The 25,309-nt window shown below is 35.2% G+C and carries 25 protein-coding genes; 14 read left to right on the forward strand and 11 right to left on the reverse strand.

The window, feature by feature from the left end:
• Positions 1-37: 37 nt before the first annotated feature.
• Positions 38-808: an O-methyltransferase gene (locus BLS98_RS06640; protein ID WP_089735694.1), complete on the reverse strand. Its 771-nt coding sequence runs from the start codon at positions 806-808 to the stop codon at positions 38-40.
• A 267-nt stretch (positions 809-1,075) separates the two neighbouring features.
• On the opposite strand from BLS98_RS06640, the gene BLS98_RS06645 reads away from it, so the two are divergent.
• The gene (locus BLS98_RS06645; RefSeq protein WP_089734820.1) at positions 1,076-1,915 is read left to right on the forward strand and encodes a glycosyltransferase family 2 protein; all 840 of its coding nucleotides are present in this window, start codon (positions 1,076-1,078) and stop codon (positions 1,913-1,915) included.
• Entirely contained in the window at positions 1,915-3,087 is a 1,173-nt protein-coding gene (locus BLS98_RS06650) for a glycosyltransferase (RefSeq protein ID WP_089734822.1), read from the forward strand. Before BLS98_RS06645 ends, BLS98_RS06650 begins: the two co-directional genes overlap by 1 nt.
• A 17-nt stretch (positions 3,088-3,104) precedes the next feature.
• Here BLS98_RS06650 and BLS98_RS06655 read toward each other — a convergent pair whose 3' ends face one another.
• Both BLS98_RS06655 and BLS98_RS06660 read right to left on the reverse strand, forming a co-directional pair.
• Positions 3,105-3,341: a phosphopantetheine-binding protein gene (locus tag BLS98_RS06655; RefSeq protein ID WP_089734825.1), complete on the reverse strand. Its 237-nt coding sequence runs from the start codon at positions 3,339-3,341 to the stop codon at positions 3,105-3,107.
• Positions 3,342-3,374: 33 nt separating this feature from the next.
• Positions 3,375-4,349 carry a 3-oxoacyl-ACP synthase III family protein gene (locus tag BLS98_RS06660; RefSeq protein WP_089734827.1) on the reverse strand — a complete coding sequence of 325 codons (975 nt, stop codon included), beginning with the start codon at positions 4,347-4,349 and terminating at the stop codon, positions 3,375-3,377.
• Positions 4,350-4,390: 41 nt separating this feature from the next.
• On the opposite strand from BLS98_RS06660, the gene BLS98_RS06665 reads away from it, so the two are divergent.
• The 3 genes from BLS98_RS06665 to BLS98_RS06675 are packed head-to-tail and all read left to right on the forward strand — an operon-like array spanning position 4,391 to position 6,675.
• Positions 4,391-4,954 (forward strand): acyltransferase, encoded by a 564-nt coding sequence (locus BLS98_RS06665; RefSeq protein WP_045491460.1) that lies wholly within the window; start codon positions 4,391-4,393, stop codon positions 4,952-4,954.
• Positions 4,955-6,106, forward strand: a complete 1,152-nt coding sequence (locus BLS98_RS06670) for a glycosyltransferase (RefSeq protein ID WP_089734829.1) — start codon at positions 4,955-4,957, stop codon at positions 6,104-6,106.
• 11 nt (positions 6,107-6,117) lie between these two features.
• A complete protein-coding gene (locus BLS98_RS06675; RefSeq protein WP_089734831.1) occupies positions 6,118-6,675 on the forward strand; it encodes a serine acetyltransferase in 558 nt (185 codons plus the stop codon).
• Here BLS98_RS06675 and BLS98_RS06680 read toward each other — a convergent pair.
• Positions 6,672-7,280, reverse strand: a complete 609-nt coding sequence (locus tag BLS98_RS06680; protein ID WP_089734833.1) for a DUF2306 domain-containing protein — start codon at positions 7,278-7,280, stop codon at positions 6,672-6,674. The two genes, BLS98_RS06675 and BLS98_RS06680, sit on opposite strands and share 4 nt — an antisense overlap.
• A gap of 97 nt (positions 7,281-7,377) precedes the next feature.
• Positions 7,378-8,493 (reverse strand): helix-turn-helix domain-containing protein, encoded by a 1,116-nt coding sequence (locus tag BLS98_RS06685; RefSeq protein WP_228425467.1) that lies wholly within the window; start codon positions 8,491-8,493, stop codon positions 7,378-7,380.
• A gap of 388 nt (positions 8,494-8,881) precedes the next feature.
• Between BLS98_RS06685 and BLS98_RS06690 the strand changes: the two genes are divergently transcribed.
• The 4 genes from BLS98_RS06690 (at position 8,882) to BLS98_RS06705 (ending at position 12,302) form a co-directional block, all read left to right on the forward strand.
• Positions 8,882-9,550 (forward strand): carbonic anhydrase, encoded by a 669-nt coding sequence (locus BLS98_RS06690; RefSeq protein WP_089734837.1) that lies wholly within the window; start codon positions 8,882-8,884, stop codon positions 9,548-9,550.
• 22 nt (positions 9,551-9,572) lie between these two features.
• Positions 9,573-9,872, forward strand: a complete 300-nt coding sequence (locus tag BLS98_RS06695; RefSeq protein ID WP_045491478.1) for a hypothetical protein — start codon at positions 9,573-9,575, stop codon at positions 9,870-9,872.
• Between the two features lie 148 nt (positions 9,873-10,020).
• Positions 10,021-11,613, forward strand: coding sequence for a SulP family inorganic anion transporter (locus tag BLS98_RS06700; RefSeq protein WP_089734839.1), 1,593 nt, complete (start codon positions 10,021-10,023; stop codon positions 11,611-11,613).
• Between the two features lie 53 nt (positions 11,614-11,666).
• Complete coding sequence (locus BLS98_RS06705) at positions 11,667-12,302, forward strand: carbonic anhydrase family protein (RefSeq protein WP_089734841.1); 636 nt, start codon at positions 11,667-11,669, stop codon at positions 12,300-12,302.
• A 159-nt stretch (positions 12,303-12,461) separates the two neighbouring features.
• Here BLS98_RS06705 and pth read toward each other — a convergent pair whose 3' ends face one another.
• The 6 genes from pth to mfd all read right to left on the reverse strand — a co-directional run bounded on the left by pth (position 12,462) and on the right by mfd (position 20,588).
• Positions 12,462-13,025 carry an aminoacyl-tRNA hydrolase gene (gene pth, locus BLS98_RS06710; protein WP_089734843.1) on the reverse strand — a complete coding sequence of 188 codons (564 nt, stop codon included), beginning with the start codon at positions 13,023-13,025 and terminating at the stop codon, positions 12,462-12,464.
• An 86-nt stretch (positions 13,026-13,111) separates the two neighbouring features.
• Entirely contained in the window at positions 13,112-14,053 is a 942-nt protein-coding gene (locus BLS98_RS06715; RefSeq protein ID WP_089734845.1) for a hypothetical protein, read from the reverse strand.
• 392 nt (positions 14,054-14,445) lie between these two features.
• Complete coding sequence (locus BLS98_RS06720; protein WP_089734847.1) at positions 14,446-15,186, reverse strand: hypothetical protein; 741 nt, start codon at positions 15,184-15,186, stop codon at positions 14,446-14,448.
• Positions 15,187-15,194: 8 nt separating this feature from the next.
• On the reverse strand, positions 15,195-16,016 hold the full coding sequence (locus BLS98_RS06725; protein ID WP_089734849.1) for a hypothetical protein: 822 nt from the start codon (positions 16,014-16,016) through the stop codon (positions 15,195-15,197).
• Positions 16,017-16,024: 8 nt separating this feature from the next.
• On the reverse strand, positions 16,025-16,846 hold the full coding sequence (locus BLS98_RS06730; RefSeq protein ID WP_089734850.1) for a hypothetical protein: 822 nt from the start codon (positions 16,844-16,846) through the stop codon (positions 16,025-16,027).
• Positions 16,847-17,219: 373 nt separating this feature from the next.
• Positions 17,220-20,588, reverse strand: coding sequence for a transcription-repair coupling factor (gene mfd / locus BLS98_RS06735; RefSeq protein WP_089734852.1), 3,369 nt, complete (start codon positions 20,586-20,588; stop codon positions 17,220-17,222).
• Between the two features lie 249 nt (positions 20,589-20,837).
• Here mfd and BLS98_RS06740 point away from each other — a divergent pair, with 249 nt between their 5' ends.
• The 5 genes from BLS98_RS06740 to BLS98_RS06760 all read left to right on the forward strand — a co-directional run bounded on the left by BLS98_RS06740 (position 20,838) and on the right by BLS98_RS06760 (position 25,113).
• On the forward strand, positions 20,838-21,233 hold the full coding sequence (locus tag BLS98_RS06740) for a hypothetical protein (RefSeq protein ID WP_089734854.1): 396 nt from the start codon (positions 20,838-20,840) through the stop codon (positions 21,231-21,233).
• A gap of 179 nt (positions 21,234-21,412) precedes the next feature.
• Positions 21,413-21,715: a hypothetical protein gene (locus tag BLS98_RS06745; RefSeq protein ID WP_089734856.1), complete on the forward strand. Its 303-nt coding sequence runs from the start codon at positions 21,413-21,415 to the stop codon at positions 21,713-21,715.
• Positions 21,716-21,853: 138 nt separating this feature from the next.
• Positions 21,854-23,353: a GH3 auxin-responsive promoter family protein gene (locus BLS98_RS06750; RefSeq protein WP_089734858.1), complete on the forward strand. Its 1,500-nt coding sequence runs from the start codon at positions 21,854-21,856 to the stop codon at positions 23,351-23,353.
• A 69-nt stretch (positions 23,354-23,422) separates the two neighbouring features.
• Entirely contained in the window at positions 23,423-23,785 is a 363-nt protein-coding gene (locus BLS98_RS06755) for a hypothetical protein (RefSeq protein ID WP_089734860.1), read from the forward strand.
• 92 nt (positions 23,786-23,877) lie between these two features.
• Positions 23,878-25,113 (forward strand): MFS transporter, encoded by a 1,236-nt coding sequence (locus BLS98_RS06760; RefSeq protein ID WP_089734862.1) that lies wholly within the window; start codon positions 23,878-23,880, stop codon positions 25,111-25,113.
• Positions 25,114-25,309: the final 196 nt, after the last annotated feature.

Consider the following 25,309-nt stretch of genomic DNA (forward strand, 5'->3'; position numbering starts at 1 on the left):
AGATTAATATATATCAGTAAAATAGCTTTGTCTAGAATTATTTAATAAAAACACCTATGTATTTCCCTTCATATTCTACTACGGTGGTCACTATATTATTTTTTTCACAGAAATCCTGATATGAAGAATTATCACCAATATCATCACTGATGAAAACACCCCCTTTTTTCAAATGATTATAAAGCTCCTCATACGCCCAAGTCCTTCCGTTATAGCTCTTATCAGAATCATAGTGGAGAACATCGAAAGCAGCATTTTCAGCGAAGATCTTTGGTAATGATTCCCTATCTGCAAAACGGAATAATTTCCAATTGACTCTAAGGTCTTCAGGAACCACATAGCCTACATATTGATCTCCATCCTGAGCCAGATAAGGCATATCTGAACTATACAAAGTTCCGTTTCTCTTTCCCAATGATAAAAGGAAAGCCAATGAAGACCATCCGTAAGCAACTCCTGTTTCCACAACATACTGAGCATTAGCAAACTCACATGCATAGTAAATTAGTTCCAAAGCGCCGGGACCCCCCATTTTCACAGGACATTCCTTTTCTCTCTGAGCTGCATTCATTAAAATTTTCTGATAATCTTTACGAAAAGCGTCTATTTCAAATCCAAAAAGCTTTGAAACCGCTTCTTTCTGTGATACCGCCCTTTCGGCTGCCCAGGAATTGGTCTTTTCCTTTCCCTTAAAGGCATTACCTCTATTGACTGTATTTTTAATAATTTTCCGCCTCAATTCAGGATAAAGATCAGGCCTTTTCAGATACCCGATAAATGTTTTGAGAATCCTTGTTATTTCTCCCACTGTGTTTTTTTTAAAAAGCAAAAATAAAGTTTTTTTTCTCACTTATATAAAAACAAATTATATTTGTGTAACTCAAGTGAAAAAAAGCATTACCCTATCCCTATTATGAAAAATGTCAGTTTATCATCAGGATTTCATTTTTCAATGAACAATTTTCTTTCAGTTTATTTCCTGAAATATTCGCCAGCAACAACTGATAAAAATAACAAGTCCTTTAGTCAAAAAGACCATACAGGAGTTAATTATCACCATTTTTTATAAATCAATATGAAATTTTCCATACTTATTGCTCATTACAATAATGCCACATTGTTTAGAGACTGCTACGATTCTCTGTTGAAACAAACCTACTCCGATTGGGAAGCTGTTATTGTGGATGATGCATCTTCAGAAGATGAAAAAGAGCTGGTAAAAACTACCATTGCTGGAGATGAAAGATTTAAGTTTTTCGAAAATGAAAAGAACAGTGGTGTAGGCGTTACAAAAAGCAGATTAATAGACCTTGCTACTGGGAAAATTTGTGGATTTGTAGATCCAGATGATGCCCTACTTCCCACAGCTATTGAAAAGGCCATTCAGATTTTTAAAGACAAAAAGAAAGTGGTACTCACCTATTCCCGCTTTATGGGATGTGATAAAGATCTAAAACCTATTGCCGCCTTTAAATCAGCCATGCAAGTGAGGAATGGTGATTCTTATTTCTTTAATTATCCCAATCAGATCAATCATTTTGTAACATTCAGAAAGGATGTTTATGAACAGACAGAAAAAATGAATACCACATTAAGAATTGCTGAGGATCAGGATCTGTATTTAAAAATGTATGAAAAAGGAGATGTTTATTTCATAGATGACACCAATTATCTTTACAGAGCGCATGCAGGAGGTATTTCCCAGAATAATAATAAAGATAAATCTTATGATTACTTTGCTCAGGTTGTCTTGGCAACTATGAAAAGGAGAAATCTTAGCAGCATCAACGGAAAAAAGATTCCGGAAAAATACACCAATCATCAGGAGATTTTTGCTCTTTTGGAATATCAGCACGGAATTTGGTACAGGATTAAAAAAAATATAGCCATTACTTTACAAAAACTTTTCAGATAATGTCAGAAAATAAGAAAATACAGGTTCTTTTCAGGCACCGCTCAATGGAAATGGGAGGGGTGGAAAAAGTAGTATTGAGCATGCTCAACAATCTGAATCCTGATAAATTTGACTTAACCATATGCCTCAACATGAATCAGGGAGAGCTTCGAAATGAAATCCCAAGTCATGTAAAAAAGGTTTACCTTACTGAAGGCAAAGAAACTTTTTCTAAAAATCCTTTCATCAATAAACTTCAGCTTGTCCGCAGAAGATTAAAACTGATGCGGATATTAAAAAATCCAAGAATTTCAGACCGTATCTTAGGGAATAAAAAGTTTGATGTAGAGATTTCTCCCTCTTATGCTACATTCTCTTCTGTAAATAATTCAAGCAATAAACATTCAAAAAAAATAGGCTGGTTTCACTCTGAAATCAATTTACCTGCCTTACAACCAGCAGTTCCGGAGATTATAAATAACTTCCAAAAGTTTGACCATATGATCTATTGCTCGCAAAGGATCAAAGAAATGATGCATCGGTATTATCCGGATTTAAAATATCCTGCAGAAAGTGTTGTCATCAACGCTATTCCTATTGAAGAGATTAAGAAAAAGGCAGAAGAAAAATTAGAAAACTTCCCTCAGGGACCTGTCTTTGTTTCCGTAGGCAGACTTCATCACAGAAAAGGGTATCATAAACTTATTGATGCTCACAAAAGATTAATAGACGAAGGCTTCCACCACAGCATTTTAGTCCTTGGAAATGGAGAAGAAATGGAAAATCTGAAAGAGCAAGTCAAAACCAATAATGTTCAGAAGACATTTATTTTATGTGGCAATAAAATGAATCCATATCCTTACATTAAAAAGGCAGATTATTTTATTCTTCCATCCGAATCTGAAGCATGGCCGCTTGTAATTGCGGAAGCATTGATCCTTCAAAAACCGATTATTGCAACAGATACCGGTGATGTTGGAATTATGATTAAAGATCGCGAAACTGGATATCTGATTAATTATGAAACCAACGAAATGTATGAAGCCATGAAAAAATTCCTTTCCGATCCGGAATTAATCTCCAGAATCAGAAAGAACCTTCTTACCATTGAAGATCAGTTTGATAATCAAAAAATATTCAATTCCGTTGAAAAGATCCTTGAGAACCTTTACCAGCAAAAACAAAGTGAATGATGATTATGTAACCATCATCATTCATTTTCAAAGTTTTCCTGCCCAATAATATTCATTAGGTCGGAAACCGTTTCCATATTTTTAAACAGATCCGGATCAAGCTGTTGATTAAAGTTTTCATCTACAAAAGCAATGACGGAGAGTAAACTTATAGAATCATAGTTTTCAAGATCCTTTAGCCTAGTTTCCTGGCTCAGCGGTTGTTTTTCGTCCAGTTCCTCTTGCAGCTTTTCTAAAAAGACGGAAGTTTTCATATATTCTAAATTTTGTGATTTGTGATTTAAAAATTAAAAGTCAATTATTGTTGCTCCCCAGGAATACCCCACTCCAAAACCAGCCAGTAAAATCTTATCTCCTCTTTTCAACAGACCTTTATCCTGCATATTTTTCAAGGCAATGGGAATGGTTGCAGAAACGGTATTCCCCGTTGTTTCCATATCAATGTAGAATTTTTCGGTGGGAATTTTCGTTTTCCGTCTCAGATAATTCAGCATAAAAGAATTAGCCTGATGAAAAACAAAATAATCAATATCATCCATGGTAAGCCCGTTTTCAGCCATTGTTTCTTTAACCAATCCCGGGATCTTTTCTATGGTAAAATTAAAAATCTCAGGTCCGTTCATATAAAGATTCTCAGGATCAAACTCATGATTTGGGTTTAGTGTAAAATCTCTCTTGAAACCGCCCTTTTTAACCATTAGGTTTTCAGCCCCACTGCCATCAGTTCCCAAACAAAATTGATAATCGCCTACATTGGTGTCTTTCTCAATAATTACTGAGGCAGAGGCATCTCCGAATATACAACGGTTTCCTTTATCTTTCTGGTGAATATGTTTGGTGTACGTTTCTGAAGTAATTAACAAAATGCTGTTGGCAATTCCTGAAGCAATTAATCCTTTTGCAAAAGCCAATCCATATACAAACCCGGAACACCCTAAATTGAAATCTGTTGCTCCGATATTTTTTCTCAGTCCAAGCTTATCCTGTAAAATACATGCGGTGGTTGGAAGAAAATAATCCGGACTTTGAGTACAGAAAAGAATAAAGTCTATTTTACTCCTGTCATAGTCTTCAAACACCTTTTCTGATGATTGTATTGCAAGGTCCAGCACGGTCTCATTTTCAGAAGAAATATGGCGCTGTACAATCCCTACTTTTTCACGGATTCTTTCGGAACTCCATTCTGGGAACTCCTTTTCCAAATCCGTATTAGTGAGAACCAATTCAGGCAAATAATATTCTATTTTAGAAATTCTTATCATATAAATTCTTTTCTTTGTATGAGAAAAACAAATTTAGAATAATGATATTTATATATCGTATCATATTAAAAATTCATACCACTTATCAATACCTTATCAAGAGAATCTATCTCAAAATTTGTATTGCTAAAGGATTAAAGGTAGGAAAAAATGTTCGTTTTGTAGAAGTTCCCGAGTTAGGTACAGAACCTTTTTTAATTGAAATAGGTGACGAAACAACACTTTCTAATAATGTTAGATTCATTAATCATGACGGCGGTTATAATGCCTTACATTTTTTCGAAAAATATAAAGATGTAAGAGCTTTTGGGCGCATAAAAATTGGGAAACAATGCTTTATTGGTGCAGACACCATCATCATGCTAGGCTCAGAAATAGGTGATAACTGTGTATTGGGAGCAGGTTCCATTTTGACTTCCTCTATGCCGAACGGAACGGTTTATGCAGGGATTCCTGCAAAATTTATCTGCACTATTGAAGAATATGGAGACAAAGCATTAAAAAACAATGTCATGTATCCTCGAGAACTGGAAGCAGACAGGCCTAAACTGGAAGCTTATGTAAGTGAACATCTCCCTCATACTTATAAACCTATAAAAAAATAAATGTCTGAAAAAAAGAAAATTCTCATTAGAATCGGTTCCCTTCGCCATGGTGGCGCAGAAAAAGTTCTAGTCAACTTTCTTAAAAACCTTCCCAAAGATAAATATGAAGTTGATCTTTTGATTAACCTCTATACAGGAATGTACATCCAGGAAGTTCCGTCTTGGGTAAAATTGCATTATCTCCTGAAAGGGGAAATGATCACCACCAACAGACCTCATGAAATTCCGGTAAAGGCATTCAGGGTATTGTATCAGAAAATGTTCCTGATGTTCCCCTCCCTTCTTTATAAGTTTATATTAAAAAATAAAAAATATGATGTAGAAATTGCGGCTATCCATGGGATGTACAAAGAAGTACTATCCAGTCCGCAAAAGGATTCCAAAAAGATCGTATGGGTCCAGAATGATATCTTTAATCTGAAAGAGTACACTCCTGACGTAATCAGACAGTTTTTCAAATTTGACAGAATCCTGGTCATTTCCAATAAGCTTAAAGAGGAAATGCAGAAACTAGCCCGTACTGAAAAAGAAAAACAGGCTGTTGTTAAGATCTTCAATCCTATTGACTCTCAGGATACACTCCAGAAAGCAGAGGTTAAAATTGACGACTACCCTTTTTCCAAGGATCTTCCAACCTTTGTAACTATAGGCACGGTATATCCACAAAAAGGCTATGACAGGCTTTTGGATGTTCATAAAAAATTAATGGATGAAGGATTGAAACATCAGATCATCATTATTGGAGATGGATTTGATTTTGAAAATATCCAGACAAAACTTAATCAATTGGGGCTTCAGGAGACGGTAAAGATGCTTGGCTTCAGAAGTAACCCTTATCCATATCTTAAAAAATCGGATTTTTATGTAATGTCATCCCGACATGAAGGGTTCCCTACTATTATTGCAGAAGCTCTTATCCTGAATAAACCAGTAGTTTCCACAGATGTTTCTGGAATAAAAGACCTGCTTCAGGATGGGAAACTAGGTCTCATTACCCCCAATTCTGAGGACGGAATTTATGAAGGAATGAAACAGTTCTTAACAAACAGTGAACTTTCCGGACAATATGAAAAGGAAATAACTCAGACTGATCTTCCGTTTGTGCTTGAAAAATCAGTGGCACATCTTCAGGAGATTATTGATCATGCATAAAATATTTTGTTATGCCAGAATATACAGCAATACAGAAAGATTTTTACAGGGAAAGCGGCAAATGGCTTTCCACCTTTGAGATTTGGAAAAAGTGCATCAATCCTAATCTTCATTATCTCTATATCCTTAGAAAAGCTCAGAAACACCAGAAAAAATCTATTTCCGGTCTGTTCTGGAAATTTGTTTTAAGACATTATCAGATCAAATATGGTTTTCAGATTTATCCTGAAACACAAATTGGAGAAGGTTTATATCTTGGGCATTGGGGCACACTTGTTATCAATCCTAAAGCTAAAATCGGCAAAAACTGCAATATTGCCCAGGGCGTAACGATCGGCCAGCAGAACAGAGGTAAAAATGAAGGCTACCCTGTTATTGGTGACGAAGTATGGATAGGCCCAAACGCTGTTATTGTCGGCAATGTAAACATAGGAAACAATGTTTTGATTGCACCCAATGCATACGTGAATTTTGATGTTCCTGAAAACTCTATGGTTATGGGAAATCCCGGCAAGATTTACGAAGCAGAAAATGCCACCCAAGGATATATCAATAATAAATTATCTTAATTAATTTCAAGATTCTTTTTATTAATCCAATAAGCTACGAACAAGTTGGGAAGCCAGCATAGCCATGCTACAGCAAGGTAGGATTTGTCGGGATCATGGGTGATACTCTGCAATAAGGGATACCAAAGTCTTAACGTTACCGCAGCAAAGGTACAGGCATAACTGTAAACCATACACTGTTGGTGTTTTATCACGTTCACCTTTCGAATCTGAATTACTCCGGCTAGCGTTGTAATAAGCCATATAAATCCCAACATTATAAATCCTGCAGAGGATATAATTCCTCCATTGGCATATACTCCCATATAGATCCCGGCAACAGAACTTATCCATACAGAAACAACATAGGATTTCCCAATGATCCGGTGAAGTGTTAGATACTTATTTCGAAACTTGCTGCCAAACTGACGCCAGCCAATAAAAAGAGAGATTCCTCCAAAAATAATATGGGCGAAAAATGCAAATTTCCAGATTTGGTTTTGGAGAATTTCCAAAAATTTGGATCCCAGAAAAGTATTTTTATGTTCAACAAAAACATAAATTAAAGGATAGGCACCAATCAGCAATGCTAAAATACAGATGATAATAAATAAGAGTTTCCTCATGACCATTGATTTTTTTTGCAAAATTGGGAATAAAGAAAGACTCAACTGTTCCAAAATGAAAGATGAAACCAATATTATATTACTTATTATCTGACACTTACGATTCCAGAGTGAGATTTTTGCTTTTTAGAAACTCTCTGGGAGAACAATTCATGTATTTCTTAAAATTCCGGTTAAAAGATGTCTTTGAATTGAAACCACTTTCAAAGGCTAATGACAGAATCGTGTATTTATGATTTTCAGGAAGGCTTGCTATTCTTTTAAACTCTTCAACCCGCTGACGGTTGATATAGTCATAAAAATTTTTGTTCTCCACTGAATTAATTACCTGAGATAATATATTTGGATGAACATCCAGCAATTGCGCCACATAATTCAGATTAAGGTCAGGATCTTTATACAGTTTTTCTTGCGCCATTCTCGCTATCAGTTTTTCATAAACAGTCTGTATAGCATTATCTCCAGGAAAGTTTTTCTGATACTTTACAAATTCATTTCCAACTGCTTTTTCATCGACTTTTTCAGCAACAGGCAAATCCAAAATACCAACACGGCTGATGCCAAAATAAGCAGCTACCAGAATAAACAGAACCACCATTGAAAAAATAAGAATATCATTTCTTATGATAACGGCCATCCATATCAATGCAATTCCCGTAATAAGATAATATGACCAGTTCAGGTTAATCTTTTCAGTATTGGAATATTGACTGGAAATTTTCTGCTTGTACTTTTTGATCGCAAAAAGACTCAGCGATACATACAATACTCCTGAAAGATTCATTAAAACTTTAATAACATCGCTCAATACTTCATATCCTCTTCCTTTGTTTTGATAAACCATCATTCTATCTTGAGGAGACAGCATCAGAAACCGAAACAGGATCAGATAAATAATCAGAACAGGAACCCAATTCAATAGCCAGTCCTTTTTACCCGGATTCCTTCCCGTTATATATAAAATATACAAATACAGCATTGGCCCATGAATAAAGGGTAAAAGAATTTCGTATCCGAGGAGATAAGGGTATTTTAAATATCCTTCTGAACGTAATAATATGAAAAAAACAAGATGAACACCGATTATCAAAAACCAGATGGCTAAAAGAAAATCCTGTGTTTTCTTTTTCTGCTTTCCCAATATCAGCAAAGATGAAAAACAGGCGATAAAAATCCCTGCCCAATACAATATTCCCAGATCAAAATCTGCCATTAGCATTATAGGGTTAAAATCAGGGTCTGAATTTATTCATTTTTCCACAGTAAATGACTATTTATTTTCAATTGTTATATCCAGTTTCTTTGAAAATTTAAAAAATTTAAAAATATTTTAATCTTCAGATTCTATTTTATGATTTATACTTTGTAATTTTATATTAGTTTTTAAACGTTTGGATTATTGAAGAACACTTATTCACGCTAAGGCAAAGTATATCGGAATATTAGACATGATTTTAAGCATATTTTAATATTAAACTTTGTTAAAAGTGGATAGATTTTCTGCAAAAAGTATATTTTTGCATAATTATTGATTCGATCTATTGATTTCGAAAATAATTTAAACGAAATAAATAATTATAAACCTTTTAAAATTTAAAATTATGTCACAATCGTACGAAGTTATTTTTGAGAACAATAAGAAATGGGTAGAATCTAAGGTTTCAGCAGATCCAAACTTCTTCAAAGAGCTGGCAAAAACTCAACACCCGGACTATCTTTATATAGGATGTTCAGACAGTAGAGCTACAGCGGAAGAACTGATGGGAGCAAAACCAGGAGAAGTTTTTGTTCACAGAAACATCGCAAATGTTGTGAATACTTTAGATATGAGTTCCACCGCAGTTATTCAATATGCTGTAGAACATCTTAAGGTAAAACACATTATCGTATGTGGACATTATAACTGTGGCGGTGTAAAAGCAGCGATGACTCCTCAGGATTTAGGATTATTGAATCCTTGGTTGAGAAATATTCGTGATGTTTACAGATTGCACCAGGCAGAACTTGATTCTATCGAAGATGAAGATAAGCGTTATGATAGATTGGTTGAACTGAATGTTCAGGAACAATGTATCAACGTCATCAAAATGGCCTGCGTACAGGAAAGGTATATTTTAGAAGAACAACCTGTTGTACATGGCTGGGTATTTGACCTTAGAACAGGTAAAATTATTGATCTTGAGATTGATTTTGAGAAAACCTTAAAAGACATCCAAAAGATTTACAACCTTACTGGTTCAGATTGGGTAATGAGCAGAAAAACGAAATAGTTTTTCTAAAAAAGAATGTGAAATGAAATTCTGGAGTATTATTGTATTAACGTTTTTTCTGAATTTTACAGCGCTGCCAAGCATTGCTGCGGTGGCAGGCTGGGATATTCTGAGAACGAATATAATAGTAAATGAAGAAGAACCACACTCTCACCCATCCTCTTTTATTGTTTACGAAAAGACACTTCCAAAACCTTTAGATGTTTTCGACTATCTGAAGTTTTCTGAGCCTGCACCTCAGTCTATGTCTTTTGTACTGGTAGATGATTCCTTTCATCTATCTCCTTTACTTAGTATATTTTCTCCGCCTCCGGAAGCTTAATTTTAAAGTAGTAGTTAGATTTTTTTATAGTTATTCATGCCTTTTCAGGTAATGGATAAGCTGTTTATGCTTTAAAATTAATTTTCCAATCTTTTATAATTGATTATTTAATAATAAATCAATCGGTTATAATATTTTCAAAAATATCATGAAAAAAACATCATTATTAGGAGGAATCAAGGAGAATTTCCCTTCCGGGCTCGTTGTATTCTTAGTAGCACTTCCATTGTGTTTAGGAATCGCTCTTGCATCTGGAGCACCACCATTGTCTGGAGTTATTTCCGGAATTGTAGGTGGTCTTGTTGTAGGATTTCTTAGTAATTCAAACATATCGGTTTCCGGGCCTGCTGCAGGTCTTACCGCTATTGTATTAACCGCAATTACGGACCTTGGAGCATTTGAACTGTTCTTATGTGCCGGAATCATTGCTGGTTTAATTCAATTGATCCTAGGCTTTGTGAGAGCTGGTAGTATTTCCAATTATTTTCCCAATAATGTAATTGAGGGAATGCTTGCAGCTATTGGTATCATTATTATCTTAAAACAAATTCCTCACGCATTGGGATTTGATAAGGATTACGAAGGAAACCAATCTTTGTTTAGCAACGGATTGAATTTTAATTATTTTACAGAACTTTTCGGAGCTATTCACCCCGGAGCTATTCTTGTAACACTAGTCTCCGTAGGTATTCTTATTGCATGGGATAAATTTCCAACTCTTAAAAGAATGAAAATGCTTCCTGGAGCTTTAGTAGCGGTAGTTGCCGGAATATTATTAAATGAATTATTTAAATTATCAGGCAGCTCTTTAGCTATTGGAACAGAACACTTAGTATCATTACCGGTTCCGAAATCACTGGATGATTTTAAGAATCTTATTACCATGCCGGACTTTGGAGGTTTTACCAATCCTAAAGTATGGATTGTAGGAGCAACTATTGCCATTGTAGCTTCTATTGAAACATTACTTTGTATTGAAGCTTCGGACAGATTAGATAAGCAAAGAAGAATTACAGATACTAATCTTGAGCTTAAAGCACAGGGAATAGGAAACTTAATCAGTTCATTTATCGGTGGACTTCCTATGACTTCCGTAGTAGTGAGAAGTTCTGCCAATGCCAATGCAGGAGCTACTTCTAAATCATCAGCGATGATTCACGGTGTACTTCTATTGGTGTGTGTACTTACTATTCCTTTTATTTTGAATCTGATCCCATTGGCAACTCTTGCTGCTGTTTTAATCCTTGTAGGATATAAACTGGCAAAACCTGCCACTTTCAAACATTTCTGGCATCTTGGAAAATTCCAGTTTGTACCATTTGTGGCAACAGTTGTAGCGGTTGTAGCAACAGACCTGTTAAAAGGGGTTGGAATTGGTCTTGCAATTTCTGTATTCTATATCCTTCAGGGAAATATGAAAAGAGCTTATTATCTGAGCAGAGAAAAGCTGGATGATGCAGATGGAATCAAGATCAAACTGGCTGAAGAAGTTTCATTCTTAAATAAAGCAGCCATCAAAAAAACATTGAAAAACATTAAATCTAACTCTACTGTAATTATTGACGCAAGAGAAACTTCATATATCGCGACAGATGTACTGGAAATGATCCAGGATTTTGCTAACATCCGCGCAAAAGAAGAAGATATCAATGTAGAACTTCTAGGTTTTAAAACCTCATACAAAGATTATGAAAGAAGTGAAGATTCTCACATTTTGATTACTCACAAAAGAGCTATGTAAGCTCAAACCCATTTTATTTTAAACTTAACAATTCAACAAACAACTAACATTATATGAAAGCACATACATACGAAACTCAGTCTACCATTACTCCTGAAAAAGCATTAGAATTTTTAAAGGAAGGAAACCAAAGGTTCGTTAATAATCTTAAAGCCAACAGAGACCTTCTTGAGCAGGTAAATGCAACCCGCGAAGGACAATGGCCTTTTGCAGTGGTTTTAAGCTGTATAGACAGCCGTACTTCTGCAGAATTGATTTTCGACCAGGGATTGGGTGACGTTTTCAGTATCAGAATTGCTGGTAATTTTGTAAATCAGGACATTTTAGGTTCTATGGAATTTGGCTGTAATGTGGCAGGTTCTAAACTGATTGTGGTCTTAGGACACACTAAATGTGGAGCTCTGAAAGGAGGTCTTGATGCAGCACAGATTGAAGGAATGGGAATGGACAACCTGAACCACCTGATCAATCATTTTAACCCAATTATCAATGACATCATTGAAGAAAATGAAGAACGTTCATCAAAAAACAGTTCTCTTTTAGAAAGACTTAATCACCAGAATGTAAAAAGTGCTATAGAAGACATTCGTAAACAAAGCTCAACACTTAAAAGACTTGAAGAAGAAGGAAAAATTAAGATTGTTGGTGCTAACTACGATGTTGAAACAGGCGCAGTAAACTGGTTATAGAATAATCAAGAGTCCTATTTAGCTACTTACTAATAAAGTATATAACATAGCTCAGATCAATTGATTGGAAATTAATTTAAATGCATAACAGAAGGCCATCGGAAATCCGATGGCCTTTATTTATTGTATTCTTAGAAAGCTAAAAAGAAAAACAGCGAACTATTTACCGTTAAATCCGGACATTGTATTGCTGATTCCCGCAAACACAAAGGAAAGACTGGCTTTTGAAAAAGTGTCTATTCTTTCTGTAAGTTTTTCAGTTTCTTCTTCATTCCATGTTCCTAATACATAATCTACCTGACGCCCCGCAGAAAAATCTGCTGAAATTCCAAAACGAAGCCTTGCGTAGTTCTGAGTCTGTAATACTTCATTGATATTCTTAAGCCCATTGTGACCCGCATCCGAACCTTTACCTTTCAATCTCAGAGTTCCGAAAGGCAATGCCAGGTCATCTGTTACAATCAGTACATTTTCCAAAGGAATATTTTCTTTCTGCATCCAGTATCTCACGGCATTCCCGGATAAATTCATATAGGTATCCGGTTTAAGAACAAAAACTTTTCTGCCTTTATACTTTCCTTCTGCCATCCAGCCGAAATTAGCAGTATTAAATGATACTTCTAATTTTTCAGCTATTTTTTCAGCCACTTTAAAGCCTATATTGTGTCGTGTATTTTCATATTCTGAGCCTTTGTTTCCAAGCCCAACGATTAAATATTTCATCAGAAATTTTTTGCAAAATTAAGGGATAAAAAATAAAAAACTCAACCTTAGGAAGATTGAGTTTAAATATTGTTGAAAAAACTATTCTATTGAGGTTTATAAATATAGTTTATACCGTAGCCTTTTGTCATGTAAGTCTGTAGATCATATACATAATTTGTACTCATTACGATAGGTTGTGGAATATTTACCGTAAGATCTGTTACCGACCATCTCTTAGGACTATTTGGAGATAGAATTAAACTCTCTTTAATACTGCTTTTAGTAGCCAACAGCCTTGAGATTTTATATACCTGCGGTAATAAAGTGAACGGGCTGATCTGCTGATCGTAAGCATAATACTCATAGCCATATTTTTCAGTAGGAGCACCATACACAATTGGATTATTGGATGTTACCGGTCCTGAAACATTAAGTACTTTAGACACATTATCTCCCACATAAGTAAACTCTGATTTTGAATATTCTGTATAATTAATGGGACCTCCTATAGTCTCTGCACCTTTTATTGTAACAATAGACTCTAATTTTGAAGTACCTGCATTATAGGTTAATGTATGAATGTACTTTTCTGAAGCGAATAAGGTTTGAGGCCCAGGCTTAGTGGAAGGTGGAACCGGCGGTGGTCTTCTGAAAACAGAACGGGTCTCAGAAATAGACTGTAGTCTGCTGTTGTTTCCATAATTGAACTGTCTATCATAAGATATACTGTCTTTATCCAGTTTTCCGTTTCCATTAAGATCAAGAAAACCTCTGAAGTTAATTTGGCTGATTCTGTCACCACTGTACATAATATCCGTAATAGAAGCACTATCTGTGATCACTCTATTCACAAGCAATCCGCTGTATTGATATTCTGCCAGAGTAGTTTTGTCCGTAATTTCTTTATATAAAGCTCTTGGGCCACTCAGTCCGCCTGTATTATTAAGATCCAAAAGAGGATTCCCGTCTTCATCCAGTAAATTTTTGCAGGAATGTATTGAAGAAAACCCTGCAATTAATAAGATAAAATAGAAAATTTGTTTCATTTCCTGGTAATTGATTATTTTTTCACAAATATAATTTTTTTTTGCATAAAAATTATATCATTATTTATATTCTGATAAGATTAACAATAATAGTTTCCCTACAATTATTAATAGGTAAAACTCAGATTCTGAGACCTGCCCTCACCATTGGATGTGGGTTTCGATAGTCTTGTATTGTATGAAGTGAAACCAGCAATCTAAATGGATTAATACCGGCAAGCACATTAAGAAAATAGTTTTTTACCATATATTTTTAATTTGTTCAAATATAATTCAATTTTATACAACACAGACTATTTCAATCGACAAATTCACAAAGAATAGAGTCAAAAAATAAAAAAATCTAAAAACATAACGTTTTTAGATTCTTAATTATTATATGAGTATGTAAATTAATACGGCTGTAATACAGATGTTGTTAAAACAGACTGTGCCATATCCCCATTAAGGGATGCTGTATCTACCGCTGTTCCTATTCCAAGTGCATTACCATTCAAAGTCCTGTTTGTACAGGCCACTTTAACCGAATATTTGTTTTTTTGGATAAGATTCTCAAGTGTTGCATTAAGATTAAAGATCTTATAAGCCCCACTATCTCCTTGCAATACATCAGCTCTCACTGCCTTAAGTTTATTATCTATAAAAACACCACAGGCAAAACCTGCAGATGATGTACCGTTATTTGCCTTTTGAGCAGTGGTTTGAAACGAAAATGTCACTTTGTTAATAGCATTGGTTACATTGAATGTATCCACAGCTTGGGGGATCACAGTCCAGCTACTTGTTAAATCATCATTTTCATTATATGGCACTGGATTCCCATTACTATAAAATGCAACTCCTGTTTGATCTGCAACAGTATTAATAGAAAACAGAGACATACTTCCTTGTCCATCAGCTATTTTAATATTTTTCCAGTCATTGGCTGTCATTGCCGAATTGTTATGAAAGATCTCTCCACTATTACCTGCTGATCCGTTCAACAGATCTGTACCATTAGTTCTTAGTTCCCTTCTAACATTGATATCTCCATTTACATCTAATTTATTAACAGGATTCGGAGTGTTAATACCGACCTGAGCTTCAATAAGCCCGATAATCAATAAAAATTGAACAAAAAATATTTTTTTCATAGTTGGTTTTACTTTATAATCGTGTTAAACACTTGTGGAACTTCATATACATCTACTTTCAAAGACGATTGAGCAATAAAGCTATTAAGATTGGTACTTGTATTTGTCCCTATAGCCAGCTTTCTGTTAGGAGCATCTCCATACGATGTAAGTCTTGAGCATCCTACACTCACGGTATGCTCTCCTTTAGAAAGGTTTGTTACCATTCCAATTTGATTATGGGTAATAAAAGTAAACTGAGCACTACTCGCCTTAAGGTTATTCTGTCTCAAACTGATCAGTTTATCATCTACAAAAATACCACAGGCATAATCTATTGAGGTATCAGGGGTTCCATTAGACGAAAAATTGGCCTGCACTACAGTTTCAAACTGAAAATATGCTTTACTCTCAGTACTAAAAACCTGGATTTTCTGTGACAAACCATTAATTTTTTTAAATGCAGTAAGGTTAGAAAAATCAGCTCCCTTTGTAAAAGCTGCCGCTTTACCAGTACTTGTTACTGGAGGTTGTTCATTATTCGTAAAATCAACCCCAACTTTGTCTGAAAAGGAGTTATTAAAGATCAAATAAAATTTATTCGGTTCATATTCCGGAATGCGAAGGGTTTTCCAGATAGGAGCATATCCCTCACCTTGAGAAACCAGCAACTGGTCATTATTTCCCTGAGAAAGGCTGTTATCTGTAGCATCAAGTACAGCAATTTTATCTCTAAGGTTCAAATCTCCGTTTACATCCAGTTTGGCTTTTGGAGTATCAGTATTAATACCCACCTGAGCAGAAAGCATCAATCCCGAGGCAAGAAATAAAGTCGATAATATATTTTTCATCAGTTCTTTTAATTGGATTTATAAGTTACATACTCAATCACATCGATCTTCATGTTAGACTCTAATGTAAATGCATTGGATGCTCCATTAGAACTTTGAACGTCACGACCTATAGCAAACTGAGAATTCACATTTGAAGTACTGATCTTTCTGCATGCAATTTCAAGATTCTGTACTCCAACCGGAACATTAAGTTCTGTATAATTAAGAGTAAAAATATAATCCTGTATCCCTGCTTTCCCGTTATTATTAGTGGAAGCAACTCTATCAGGACGCACTGCTACCAGCCTATCATTTCTAAAAACACCGCATGCAAAGCGGATGTTTTCTGAAGTAGTAGATTGCGGAGCTTTCATTTCAATTCCAGTCTGAAATTGATAAGTAAGTCTGTTTTTACCATTTTTTATGATAAAGGTATTTTTAAGGCCATCAATTTTCACCCATTTACCTTTCGAAGTGTCATCAATAGCATCTCCAACACTATTCCTAGCAACACCGTCTCCCTGGACACTGTTGGAAAGGGCTGTAATTCCTACTTGGTCTGATGATAAATATGAATTGATCAGTTTATACTGACCTTCTTCCATAAAAGTAAGAGTTAATGATTTCCAAACAGGAGCTTTACCTTCTCCCTGAGAAACTAAAACCTGTCCGTTTAGTCCTGCATTTCCTACCTGAGAGGAAGTTCCACCTACTCTAAGTTCTTTTCTTAAAGTGGTTTTACCGTTTACATCGAGCGTCGATTTTGGCTTAGTGGTTCCTATTCCCACCTGTGCGTTAGCATAGAGAGATAGCAATCCAACTACACAACTAAATATAATTTTTTTCATAATAAGGACTGCAAAGGTACAAATTACGAATCGAAAAAATTCCAGTTATAACACTTAAACCTATAGAAATAAACACATTACACGATAGAATTTTTTATATAAAAAAGTAGAATTATTTCTACATCCATCCCTTAAAAAATTTAAAATAAAATTGTATAGTACTTTAAAGCGCCTCTACTCCGAGGTTTATCTAATGGTATTTTCTCATTAAAAAGTGACTTTAGCTCCATTAAAAGGGCGTTAATTCTCCTGAGCAGGAGTATTCCGGTCAAAAAACATGACAACAATCACAAAAAAACCATATAAAAATTCATCCTTTTTATATGGTTTAGTAGTGTTTATAGAAAATTTGGTAATTTTTGAGTGCTATTTTTTAATTATGTTCAATGATAGCTTTTAGTAAGATGTTAACCTCATCTACATTTTTCACCCTTTCTTTTCTCATCATCAACTGATTCCCTTCCTTACCGGATTTCTCTTTAAGCTGAGCCTCAGTAGGATTTCTGGTTAAATAATTAATGATATGTCGGAATCTGTCTGTCTGATAGAATTTATCCTGAGGATTGCCCGGAAAATAACCTAAGAACACTCCATTTTTCATTACAATCTTCTCAAAACCTATATCGGCAGCCAGCCATTTTAAAGAAACACTTTTCAATAAATTCACGGCTTCTTTTGGTAATGCTCCGAATCTATCTATCAACTCCAGCTCAAACTGATGAAGATCTTTTTCGTTATTAATTTCTGCTAATTTTTGATACAATAGTAATCTTTCTTCTGTATTAGAAATATAGAAGTCCGGCAACATCAGTTCCAGATCGGTATCAATATTCACATCTTTTACAGATTTGAAAAGCTTCTGCCTATCTTCTTCATTGTCAAATAGTTTTTCAAAATCAGCATCATCTTTTAATTCTTCAAGAGCCTCCTGCATTAGTTTCTGATAAGTTTCAAACCCCATCTCATTAATGAAACCACTCTGCTCTGCTCCCAATAAATCTCCAGCACCACGAATTTCAAGATCTTTCATCGCAATCTGGAAACCGCTTCCCAGATCAGAAAACTGTTCAATAGCCTCTAGACGTTTTCTGGCATCAGCAGTCATCATATCATAAGGCGGAGTAATCAGATAACAGAAAGCCTTCCTGTTACTTCGTCCTACCCTTCCCCTCATTTGATGAAGATCTGCCATTCCAAATCTTTGAGCATCGTTGATAAAAATCGTATTGGCATTTGGAACATCCACTCCACTTTCAACAATAGTGGTAGAAACAAGTACATCATACTTGCCTTCCATAAAATCCAGAACATTCTTCTCTAATTGCTTACCCTCCATCTGTCCATGCCCGGTAATTACCCTTGCATCAGGAACCAGACGTTGAATAAGCCCTGCAATATCTTTAAGGTTTTCAATTCTGTTATTGATAAAATACACCTGCCCATCTCTCTGAATTTCGTAAGAAATAGCATCACGAAGTAACTCTTCATTGAATCCCACCAATTGTGTATCTACCGGTTGTCTGTTGGGTGGTGGCGTTTTAATTACTGATAAATCTCTTGCCGCCATCAGTGAAAACTGTAACGTCCTTGGAATTGGAGTTGCAGTTAATGTAAGCGTATCTACATTACTTTTCAAGGTCTTCAGCTTATCTTTTACAGAAACACCGAATTTGTGTTCTTCATCAATAATCAATAATCCAAGATCTTTAAATTTAACTGAGCTGCTTGCTAGCTGATGAGTTCCGATAATGATATCTACTTTTCCATTTTTCAGAGCATCAAGGGTTTCAGACTTCTGCTTGGCCGTTCTGAATCTGTTAACATAGGCAACGTTTACCGGGAAATCTTTAAGCCTTTCCTTGAAACTTCTGTAATGCTGAAATGCAAGAATGGTAGTAGGAACCAATACAGCGACCTGTTTACCATCCGTAGCAGCTTTAAATGCAGCACGAATTGCCACCTCGGTTTTACCAAATCCTACATCCCCGCAAACCAAACGATCCATTACCGTATCCGCTTCCATATCTTTTTTAACATCTACAGTAGCTTTTTCCTGATCCGGAGTATCTTCATAAATAAAGCTTGCTTCCAGTTCATTCTGCAGGTAAGAATCTGGTGTGTAAGCAAATCCTTTTGCCGTTTTTCTTTGAGCATATAATTGAATAAGGTCAAATGCAATCTGCTTTACCTTAGCTTTTGTTTTTTGTTTTAACGACTTCCAGGTTGGTGAGCCTAGTTTGCTTAACACAATCTCTCTTCCATCTGGACCGTTGTATTTTGAGATTTTATGCAATGAATGAATACTCACATATAACAAATCTCCATTTTTATAAGTCAGTTTAAAACATTCCTGAATTTTTCCGTCATTATTTACCTTCACCAATCCCATAAATTTTCCGATTCCATGATCGATATGGGCAATATAGTCTCCAATCTTCAAGCTCATCAGGTCTTTCAGCGTAAGCTGCTCTGATTTCGCAAAGGTATTTTTAGCTTTATACCTCTGATAACGGTCAAAGATCTGATGATCCGTATATACCAATAGTTTATGTCCATTGTCTACAAACCCTTCATGCAATTCAGATTTAAAACTTTTAAAAGGAAGTTCATGCTCAAGTTCTTCAAAAATAGACTCCAGTCTTTCTTTCTGTTTTTCCGTTGAAAATGAAATCCAGGTATCAAATCCATCATTCTGTTTTTCTTCCATGTCTTCAATCAAAAGCTCAAAGTTTTTATGGAAGGAAGGTTGCGGAAGCTGCTCCATTTTAATTTCAGCAATTTCCTTTACTCCTTCAATAGCAGCATTTCCAAAGTCAACTGTTTTGAATTTTTTATAATCGAATAAAAACTCCTGATCAGAAATAAAAAGTTCCTGTGGAGCTCTATGAGCAATGTCTTTACTTAATGTTTCAAACTTTTCAAGAGACTTTTCATAGAATGTTTTAATCTTCTGCATTCCAACCACTCCATTTTTAGAAATCACATAACTTTCCTTAGGCAGCAGCTGAAGCAATGAAACCCTGCTTCCTGTCACAGAAAAATTCATATTGGATACCAACTGAAAATCTTTCACTTTATCTACCGAAAGCTGAGTTTCTATATCAAACGTTTTAATACTTTCCACCTCATTCCCAAAGAACGTAATCCTGTAGGGCTTTTCATAGGAATAAGAAAATACATCTACAATTCCTCCTCTTACAGAAAACTCTCCGGGTTCTGAAACAAAATCTGTCTGCTGAAAATGATAATGATTAAGCAGTTCATCTACAAAATCAAAATCAAGCTGATCTCCTACCTTTATATGATGTGAAATAGCTTTAAAGTCTTCTTTCTTCAAAACCTTTTCTGATAAAGCTCCGGCATAGGCAACAATTACTTTTGGAGATCTCCCGGAATTGATTTTATTCAGCACCTCAGTTCTTAAGACAAGATTGGCATTCTGTGTCTTTTCTACCTGATAGGGCTCAAGGTGAGTAGCTGGAAAATAAAGTACTTTTTCTTTCCCAAGCAAGTCTTCCATTTCTGTATTGGCGTACAATGCATCTTCCTTATCATCTACCACATAAAGAATATTTTTTTTCTGAACCAAAAAAAGCTCAGCAACAAAAACAGAAACTGAAGACCCTGCACTTCCCCTCACGGCAATATGCTGACTATTTTCTAACTGGGTGAAAATTTCTTTTCCGAATTCTTTTTGCATCAGATCCGGAAGGAACTTTTCGTTGATGGATTTTAACTGCATAAATAGTAATGGTATAAACGACAAACGCGATTTCGGGAGTTTTCCGAAACCGTTTAATACTATACAAAGGTAAGCATATTTTTTTCTTTGAGCTGAAACCTTGCTGACTTTTGGATTTAAAATGAATCACTTAGCCTTTTAAATCATAATTTTTATTAATTTATTTAATTACGTGTTAAAAAAAATCAAATATTTTCTCATGGCATAGTGTTTGGGATTTTAAATAAACCAAACATTAAAAGTAGTATTATGAAAAAAGCAATGAAAATTTTAGGAGTTTTGATGCTGTTAGTTTTTACAGCATTTTCTTTTTCGTCGTGCAGCAAGGATGATGATCCTGCAGACAACGACTTCTTTGCAGGAACCTACAAAGGAAGTGTATCTTATAAAGATGGAGGTTCTACCAACATCAGTACTGATGCCGGAAGTGTATTTGTAACGAAGATTGCCAGTGGTACCAAGTACAATTTTACCTTCTCCAACAGCATTCCGAGTCTAAACGGAATAGAATTCAATAAACAAGGTGATAACACCTTAGTAATGGTAGGATCTACCGCAACATCTTATATCAGAATTGATAATAATACATTGAAAATTTTATACATCCAGGATGGCAAAACATGGACAGCTAACTGTACACGTTAAACCACCTTTTATTTATGCAAAAGCCTGCTCCCTTAACCGGAAACAGGCTTTTTTTATTCTTCATAAAACCGCTTTAATTTTTTTTTAAGCTGTAATAAACTTTAGTTAAGTTTAAAAAACCAAAATTTTTAGCCTGCTTTTTGTATATCTTTATTCAACAAAAAATAAACAGTATTCCTATGAAAAAATTATTATCAGCAATGTCATTAGTTTTAGGACTAGGTCTTGCTACTGCTCAGCAGACTGCTCCCGCTACTCATCCAGCTCCTGCCCCTGTAAAGACTGCAGCCACTAAACCAGCAGAAGTAAAAGCTGCAAAACCAATGGTTGCAAAAACAGCAAAACCCGCAGAAGCAAAACCATCTCAGCCTGCCCCTGCTGCTAAAATGAAAAAAGACGGCACTCCGGATAAGAGATATAAAGACAACAAACATCTGAAAAAAGATGGTACTCCGGACAAAAGGTATAAAGCCAACAAATAAGCATAACATCAACATATAGTTGTTATTTTCATAATCAAATTTCGAGAAAAGCCGATGGGATTTATTTCATCGGTTTTTTTTATGCCATCCTTTCTAAAAATGGTTCCACAATTCTATACTTATTTATAAATTTGAACCATGTTAAACTTCTTCAAGAAAAACGCAGCGCTTATCTGGGCAAAAAAACATGTTCAAAAGGCGGAGGAATTCAAAAAAAATGCAGAAAAAAATCAAGAGGACCTATTGATTTCCCTTGTCACCACAGCTCAAAAAACACTTTTCGGGCGGGAACATGATTTTGAAAACATTCGTTCTGTAAAAGAGTTTCAGGACAGAGTTCCTGTGACCGACTATGAAGATTTAAAGCCCTACATTGAAAGAGTAAAAAGAGGACAGGGAAATATTCTTTGGACAGATACTCCTGAATATTTTGCGAAAACTTCAGGAACAACATCAGGATCAAAATATATTCCCATATCTAAGGAAGGGATGCCGTATCAGATTGCAGGAGCTCAAAGCGCCTTATTCCATTATATCAGTAAAAAGAACAATGCGGATTTTGTTAACGGAAAAATGATTTTTCTGCAGGGAAGCCCGGAACTGGAGGAAGTTTTCGGAATTAAAACCGGAAGATTATCCGGCATTGTAGCACACCATATTCCTAATTATCTTCAAAAAAACAGATTACCAAGCTGGGAAACCAATATCATGGAAGACTGGGAGGCTAAAGTAGACAAGATTGTTGAAGAAACAGAGCATCAGAACATGACCCTGATTTCAGGAATACCACCATGGCTCATCATGTATTTTGAAAAACTTACTGAAAAACATGGAAAAAAAATAAAACAACTCTTCCCTAACCTCCAGCTTCTTGTTACAGGTGGAGTAAATTACGAACCTTACCGTGATAAAATGGAAGATTTATTGGGTGGAAAAGTAGATATCATTCAAACCTTTCCTGCATCTGAAGGATTCTTTGCTTTTCAGGATGATTATACGAAAGAAGGTCTTTTACTGCTAACCAACCATGGCATTTTCTATGAATTTATTCCATTGGAAGAATACGGAAAACCTAATGCCAGAAGATTAACTCTAAAAGAAATTGAGCTTAACAAAGATTACGCTCTGATTTTAACTACCAATTCAGGGTTATGGGCCTACTCCATTGGTGATGTCGTAAGATTTATTGACAAAAATCCTTACAGGGTTCTGGTAAGTGGAAGAACTAAACATTTCACATCTGCTTTCGGAGAACATGTAATTGCTTTTGAAGTAGAGGAAGCTTTGAAAGCAACTCTTGAGAAATATCCTGCACAGATTACTGAATTCCATCTGGCTCCGCAGGTTAACCCGAGCGAAGGGCTTCCTTATCATGAATGGCTGATTGAATTTGAAAAGGATCCTGAAAATATGGAAGTATTCAAGAATGAGCTGGATCAACAGCTTAGAAACAGAAATACTTATTATGATGATCTGATTTCCGGAAATATTCTTCAAAAGCTTCATATTACAAAACTGAAGAAAAATGCCTTCCATGAATATGCAAAGTCTCAGGGAAAACTAGGTGGGCAAAATAAGACTCCAAGATTGGCTAATGACAGAAATATCGCAGATATATTAGAAATTTATAAATTTTAGAGATATTTTTTCAATTCCAAAAACGTATATTCGAAAAAAATTATAAATTTGAAAAACTAAACGAAAATAATGAAAGCATCTGTACTGTTGAAATCGTCTTTATTAACGTCTTTATTTGTTATTACGTCTTGCGCTACTACAAAATACAGCGAGGATATTTCAAAAAACAACTATTCCAATCTGGAAGCCGGAAAGGTTTACAAAGTTACCATGAGAGACGGATCTCCGAAACAAAAAATATTATTCAGAAATATTGTTGGAGATAATCTTGTAGGTACGGCTGGAAAAAAAGACAGTACAGAAGTAATTATTCCTAAGTCTAATGTAGCAGCGGTAAAAGACAGAAGAAAAGCAAGAATTGCAGCAGGCGCTACGATTATTGGGGCGGCTGGAGTTGCTGCTATCGTAATCAGTTCTTCAAGAGCAGACTAAAATAGATTTTATCTTTTGACATATATTTAATATATCTGTTAAAAAACAATATACAGATAGCCCTAAATAAATTTTTAGGGCTATTTTTGTTCATGATTTCCTTTACCCCCTTACAAACTTTACAAAATATTGAGTTCAGAAATCTTCTTACCGGGAGATTTTTTATTGTTTTAGCCTTCAGAATGCTTGCCACTTTATTAGGATGGTGGGTGTATCAATTAACAAAAGACCCTTTTTCAATTGGACTTATCGGCCTTTCAGAGGTTATTCCTGCGGTAAGCTGCGCCTTATATGCAGGCCACGTTATTGATATGAATGAAAAAAAGAGGCTCTTGCTCATCTGCAATTACGTTTATATTTTTCTGATTGGGCTGCTTTTAATTCCTGCTTTCTTTAATGTACAAATGCATTTTACAGGACATGAGATTACATATTACATCTATGGGGTTATATTTTTTACTGGGATTGCAAGAGCTTTTATCGGGCCTATTGTTCCTTCTATGATTCCTAAGATTGTAAAAAAGGAAAACCTTCCGAATGCTGTTACCCTAAACCAAGCTACTTTCCTTATCTCTTCTGTATGTGGACACGCTATTGGCGGACTTCTTATAGGATATATTGGAGTACAATGGACACTGGTTGTGATTTTATTGCTGATATTTATAGCTTCCCTGTTTTTCTGGCAGCTCAATAAACAATATTCAGAATATAAAAAAGAGACCGTAGATGTTGTGGAGAGTATGCGTGAGGGAATCTCCTATATTTTTAAGACGAAGGAAATTCTGGGAGCTTTATGCCTAGACATGTTTGCAGTACTTTTTGGTGGTGCAGTCGCAATGATCCCCGTATTTGCTACAGACATCCTGAATTCGGGAGCAGAAGGATTTGGGTTACTGAATGCCGCTTCTGATATTGGTTCTATGTGCATCATTACTCTTTTATCTATTGTTCCTTTACGAAAAAACCAGGGAAAAATACTGCTTGCAGTTGTTACAGGATTTGGAATCTGCATCATTGGATTTGGATTATCCAAACTTTACTGGCTTTCATTTATGTTCCTGGTATTAAGCGGAATGCTTGATGGTGTTTCTGTAGTAATCCGAGGAACTATTGTACAGCTTAAAACACCTGATCATATAAGAGGTCGTGTATTGAGTGTGAATTCGATATTCATCATGTCCAGCAATGAAATGGGTCAATTTGAAAGTGGCTTAATGGCGAAAGTGTTGGGTGTGGTTCGCTCTGTAGTATTTGGCGGATGCATGACCGTTTTGATTGCTCTAATTGTTGGAAGCACTAATCCAAAGCTAAGAAAAATGCAATATTAACAAACTTATTATCAATTGATTTAAAAACACATAAATCAATTAAAATTACACATACATAAAATAAGGATAGAATGCTTTCTATCCTTATTTTTATTTTATACCTGATTTATTTTAAAACAATTCGCCGTTTTATTTAAAATCAAAAGATACAAATATATTTCCATTACAATCTTCATATATTATAATACAATAATAA

The sequence above is a fragment of the Chryseobacterium jejuense genome (genome assembly GCF_900100075.1).
Taxonomy (GTDB): Bacteria; Bacteroidota; Bacteroidia; order Flavobacteriales; family Weeksellaceae; genus Chryseobacterium; species Chryseobacterium jejuense.

Excerpts from the sequence above, each read along its gene's own strand:
- BLS98_RS06700 (WP_089734839.1), top strand. The coding sequence starts at position 10,021 with ATGAAAAAAACATCATTATTAGGAGGAATCAAGGAGAATTTCCCTTCC.
- BLS98_RS06755 (WP_089734860.1), top strand. The coding sequence starts at position 23,423 with ATGAAAGCATCTGTACTGTTGAAATCGTCTTTATTAACGTCTTTATTT.
- BLS98_RS06725 (WP_089734849.1), bottom strand. The coding sequence starts at position 16,016 with ATGAAAAATATATTATCGACTTTATTTCTTGCCTCGGGATTGATGCTT.
- BLS98_RS06645 (WP_089734820.1), top strand. The coding sequence starts at position 1,076 with ATGAAATTTTCCATACTTATTGCTCATTACAATAATGCCACATTGTTT.
- mfd (WP_089734852.1), bottom strand. The coding sequence starts at position 20,588 with ATGCAGTTAAAATCCATCAACGAAAAGTTCCTTCCGGATCTGATGCAA.
- BLS98_RS06695 (WP_045491478.1), top strand. The coding sequence starts at position 9,573 with ATGAAATTCTGGAGTATTATTGTATTAACGTTTTTTCTGAATTTTACA.
- BLS98_RS06675 (WP_089734831.1), top strand. The coding sequence starts at position 6,118 with ATGCCAGAATATACAGCAATACAGAAAGATTTTTACAGGGAAAGCGGC.
- BLS98_RS06660 (WP_089734827.1), bottom strand. The coding sequence starts at position 4,349 with ATGATAAGAATTTCTAAAATAGAATATTATTTGCCTGAATTGGTTCTC.
- BLS98_RS06750 (WP_089734858.1), top strand. The coding sequence starts at position 21,854 with ATGTTAAACTTCTTCAAGAAAAACGCAGCGCTTATCTGGGCAAAAAAA.
- BLS98_RS06690 (WP_089734837.1), top strand. The coding sequence starts at position 8,882 with ATGTCACAATCGTACGAAGTTATTTTTGAGAACAATAAGAAATGGGTA.
- BLS98_RS06740 (WP_089734854.1), top strand. The coding sequence starts at position 20,838 with ATGAAAAAAGCAATGAAAATTTTAGGAGTTTTGATGCTGTTAGTTTTT.
- BLS98_RS06685 (WP_228425467.1), bottom strand. The coding sequence starts at position 8,493 with ATGGCAGATTTTGATCTGGGAATATTGTATTGGGCAGGGATTTTTATC.
- BLS98_RS06760 (WP_089734862.1), top strand. The coding sequence starts at position 23,878 with ATGATTTCCTTTACCCCCTTACAAACTTTACAAAATATTGAGTTCAGA.
- BLS98_RS06650 (WP_089734822.1), top strand. The coding sequence starts at position 1,915 with ATGTCAGAAAATAAGAAAATACAGGTTCTTTTCAGGCACCGCTCAATG.
- BLS98_RS06705 (WP_089734841.1), top strand. The coding sequence starts at position 11,667 with ATGAAAGCACATACATACGAAACTCAGTCTACCATTACTCCTGAAAAA.
- BLS98_RS06680 (WP_089734833.1), bottom strand. The coding sequence starts at position 7,280 with ATGAGGAAACTCTTATTTATTATCATCTGTATTTTAGCATTGCTGATT.
- pth (WP_089734843.1), bottom strand. The coding sequence starts at position 13,025 with ATGAAATATTTAATCGTTGGGCTTGGAAACAAAGGCTCAGAATATGAA.
- BLS98_RS06670 (WP_089734829.1), top strand. The coding sequence starts at position 4,955 with ATGTCTGAAAAAAAGAAAATTCTCATTAGAATCGGTTCCCTTCGCCAT.
- BLS98_RS06665 (WP_045491460.1), top strand. The coding sequence starts at position 4,391 with ATGATATTTATATATCGTATCATATTAAAAATTCATACCACTTATCAA.
- BLS98_RS06655 (WP_089734825.1), bottom strand. The coding sequence starts at position 3,341 with ATGAAAACTTCCGTCTTTTTAGAAAAGCTGCAAGAGGAACTGGACGAA.
- BLS98_RS06745 (WP_089734856.1), top strand. The coding sequence starts at position 21,413 with ATGAAAAAATTATTATCAGCAATGTCATTAGTTTTAGGACTAGGTCTT.
- BLS98_RS06730 (WP_089734850.1), bottom strand. The coding sequence starts at position 16,846 with ATGAAAAAAATTATATTTAGTTGTGTAGTTGGATTGCTATCTCTCTAT.
- BLS98_RS06715 (WP_089734845.1), bottom strand. The coding sequence starts at position 14,053 with ATGAAACAAATTTTCTATTTTATCTTATTAATTGCAGGGTTTTCTTCA.
- BLS98_RS06720 (WP_089734847.1), bottom strand. The coding sequence starts at position 15,186 with ATGAAAAAAATATTTTTTGTTCAATTTTTATTGATTATCGGGCTTATT.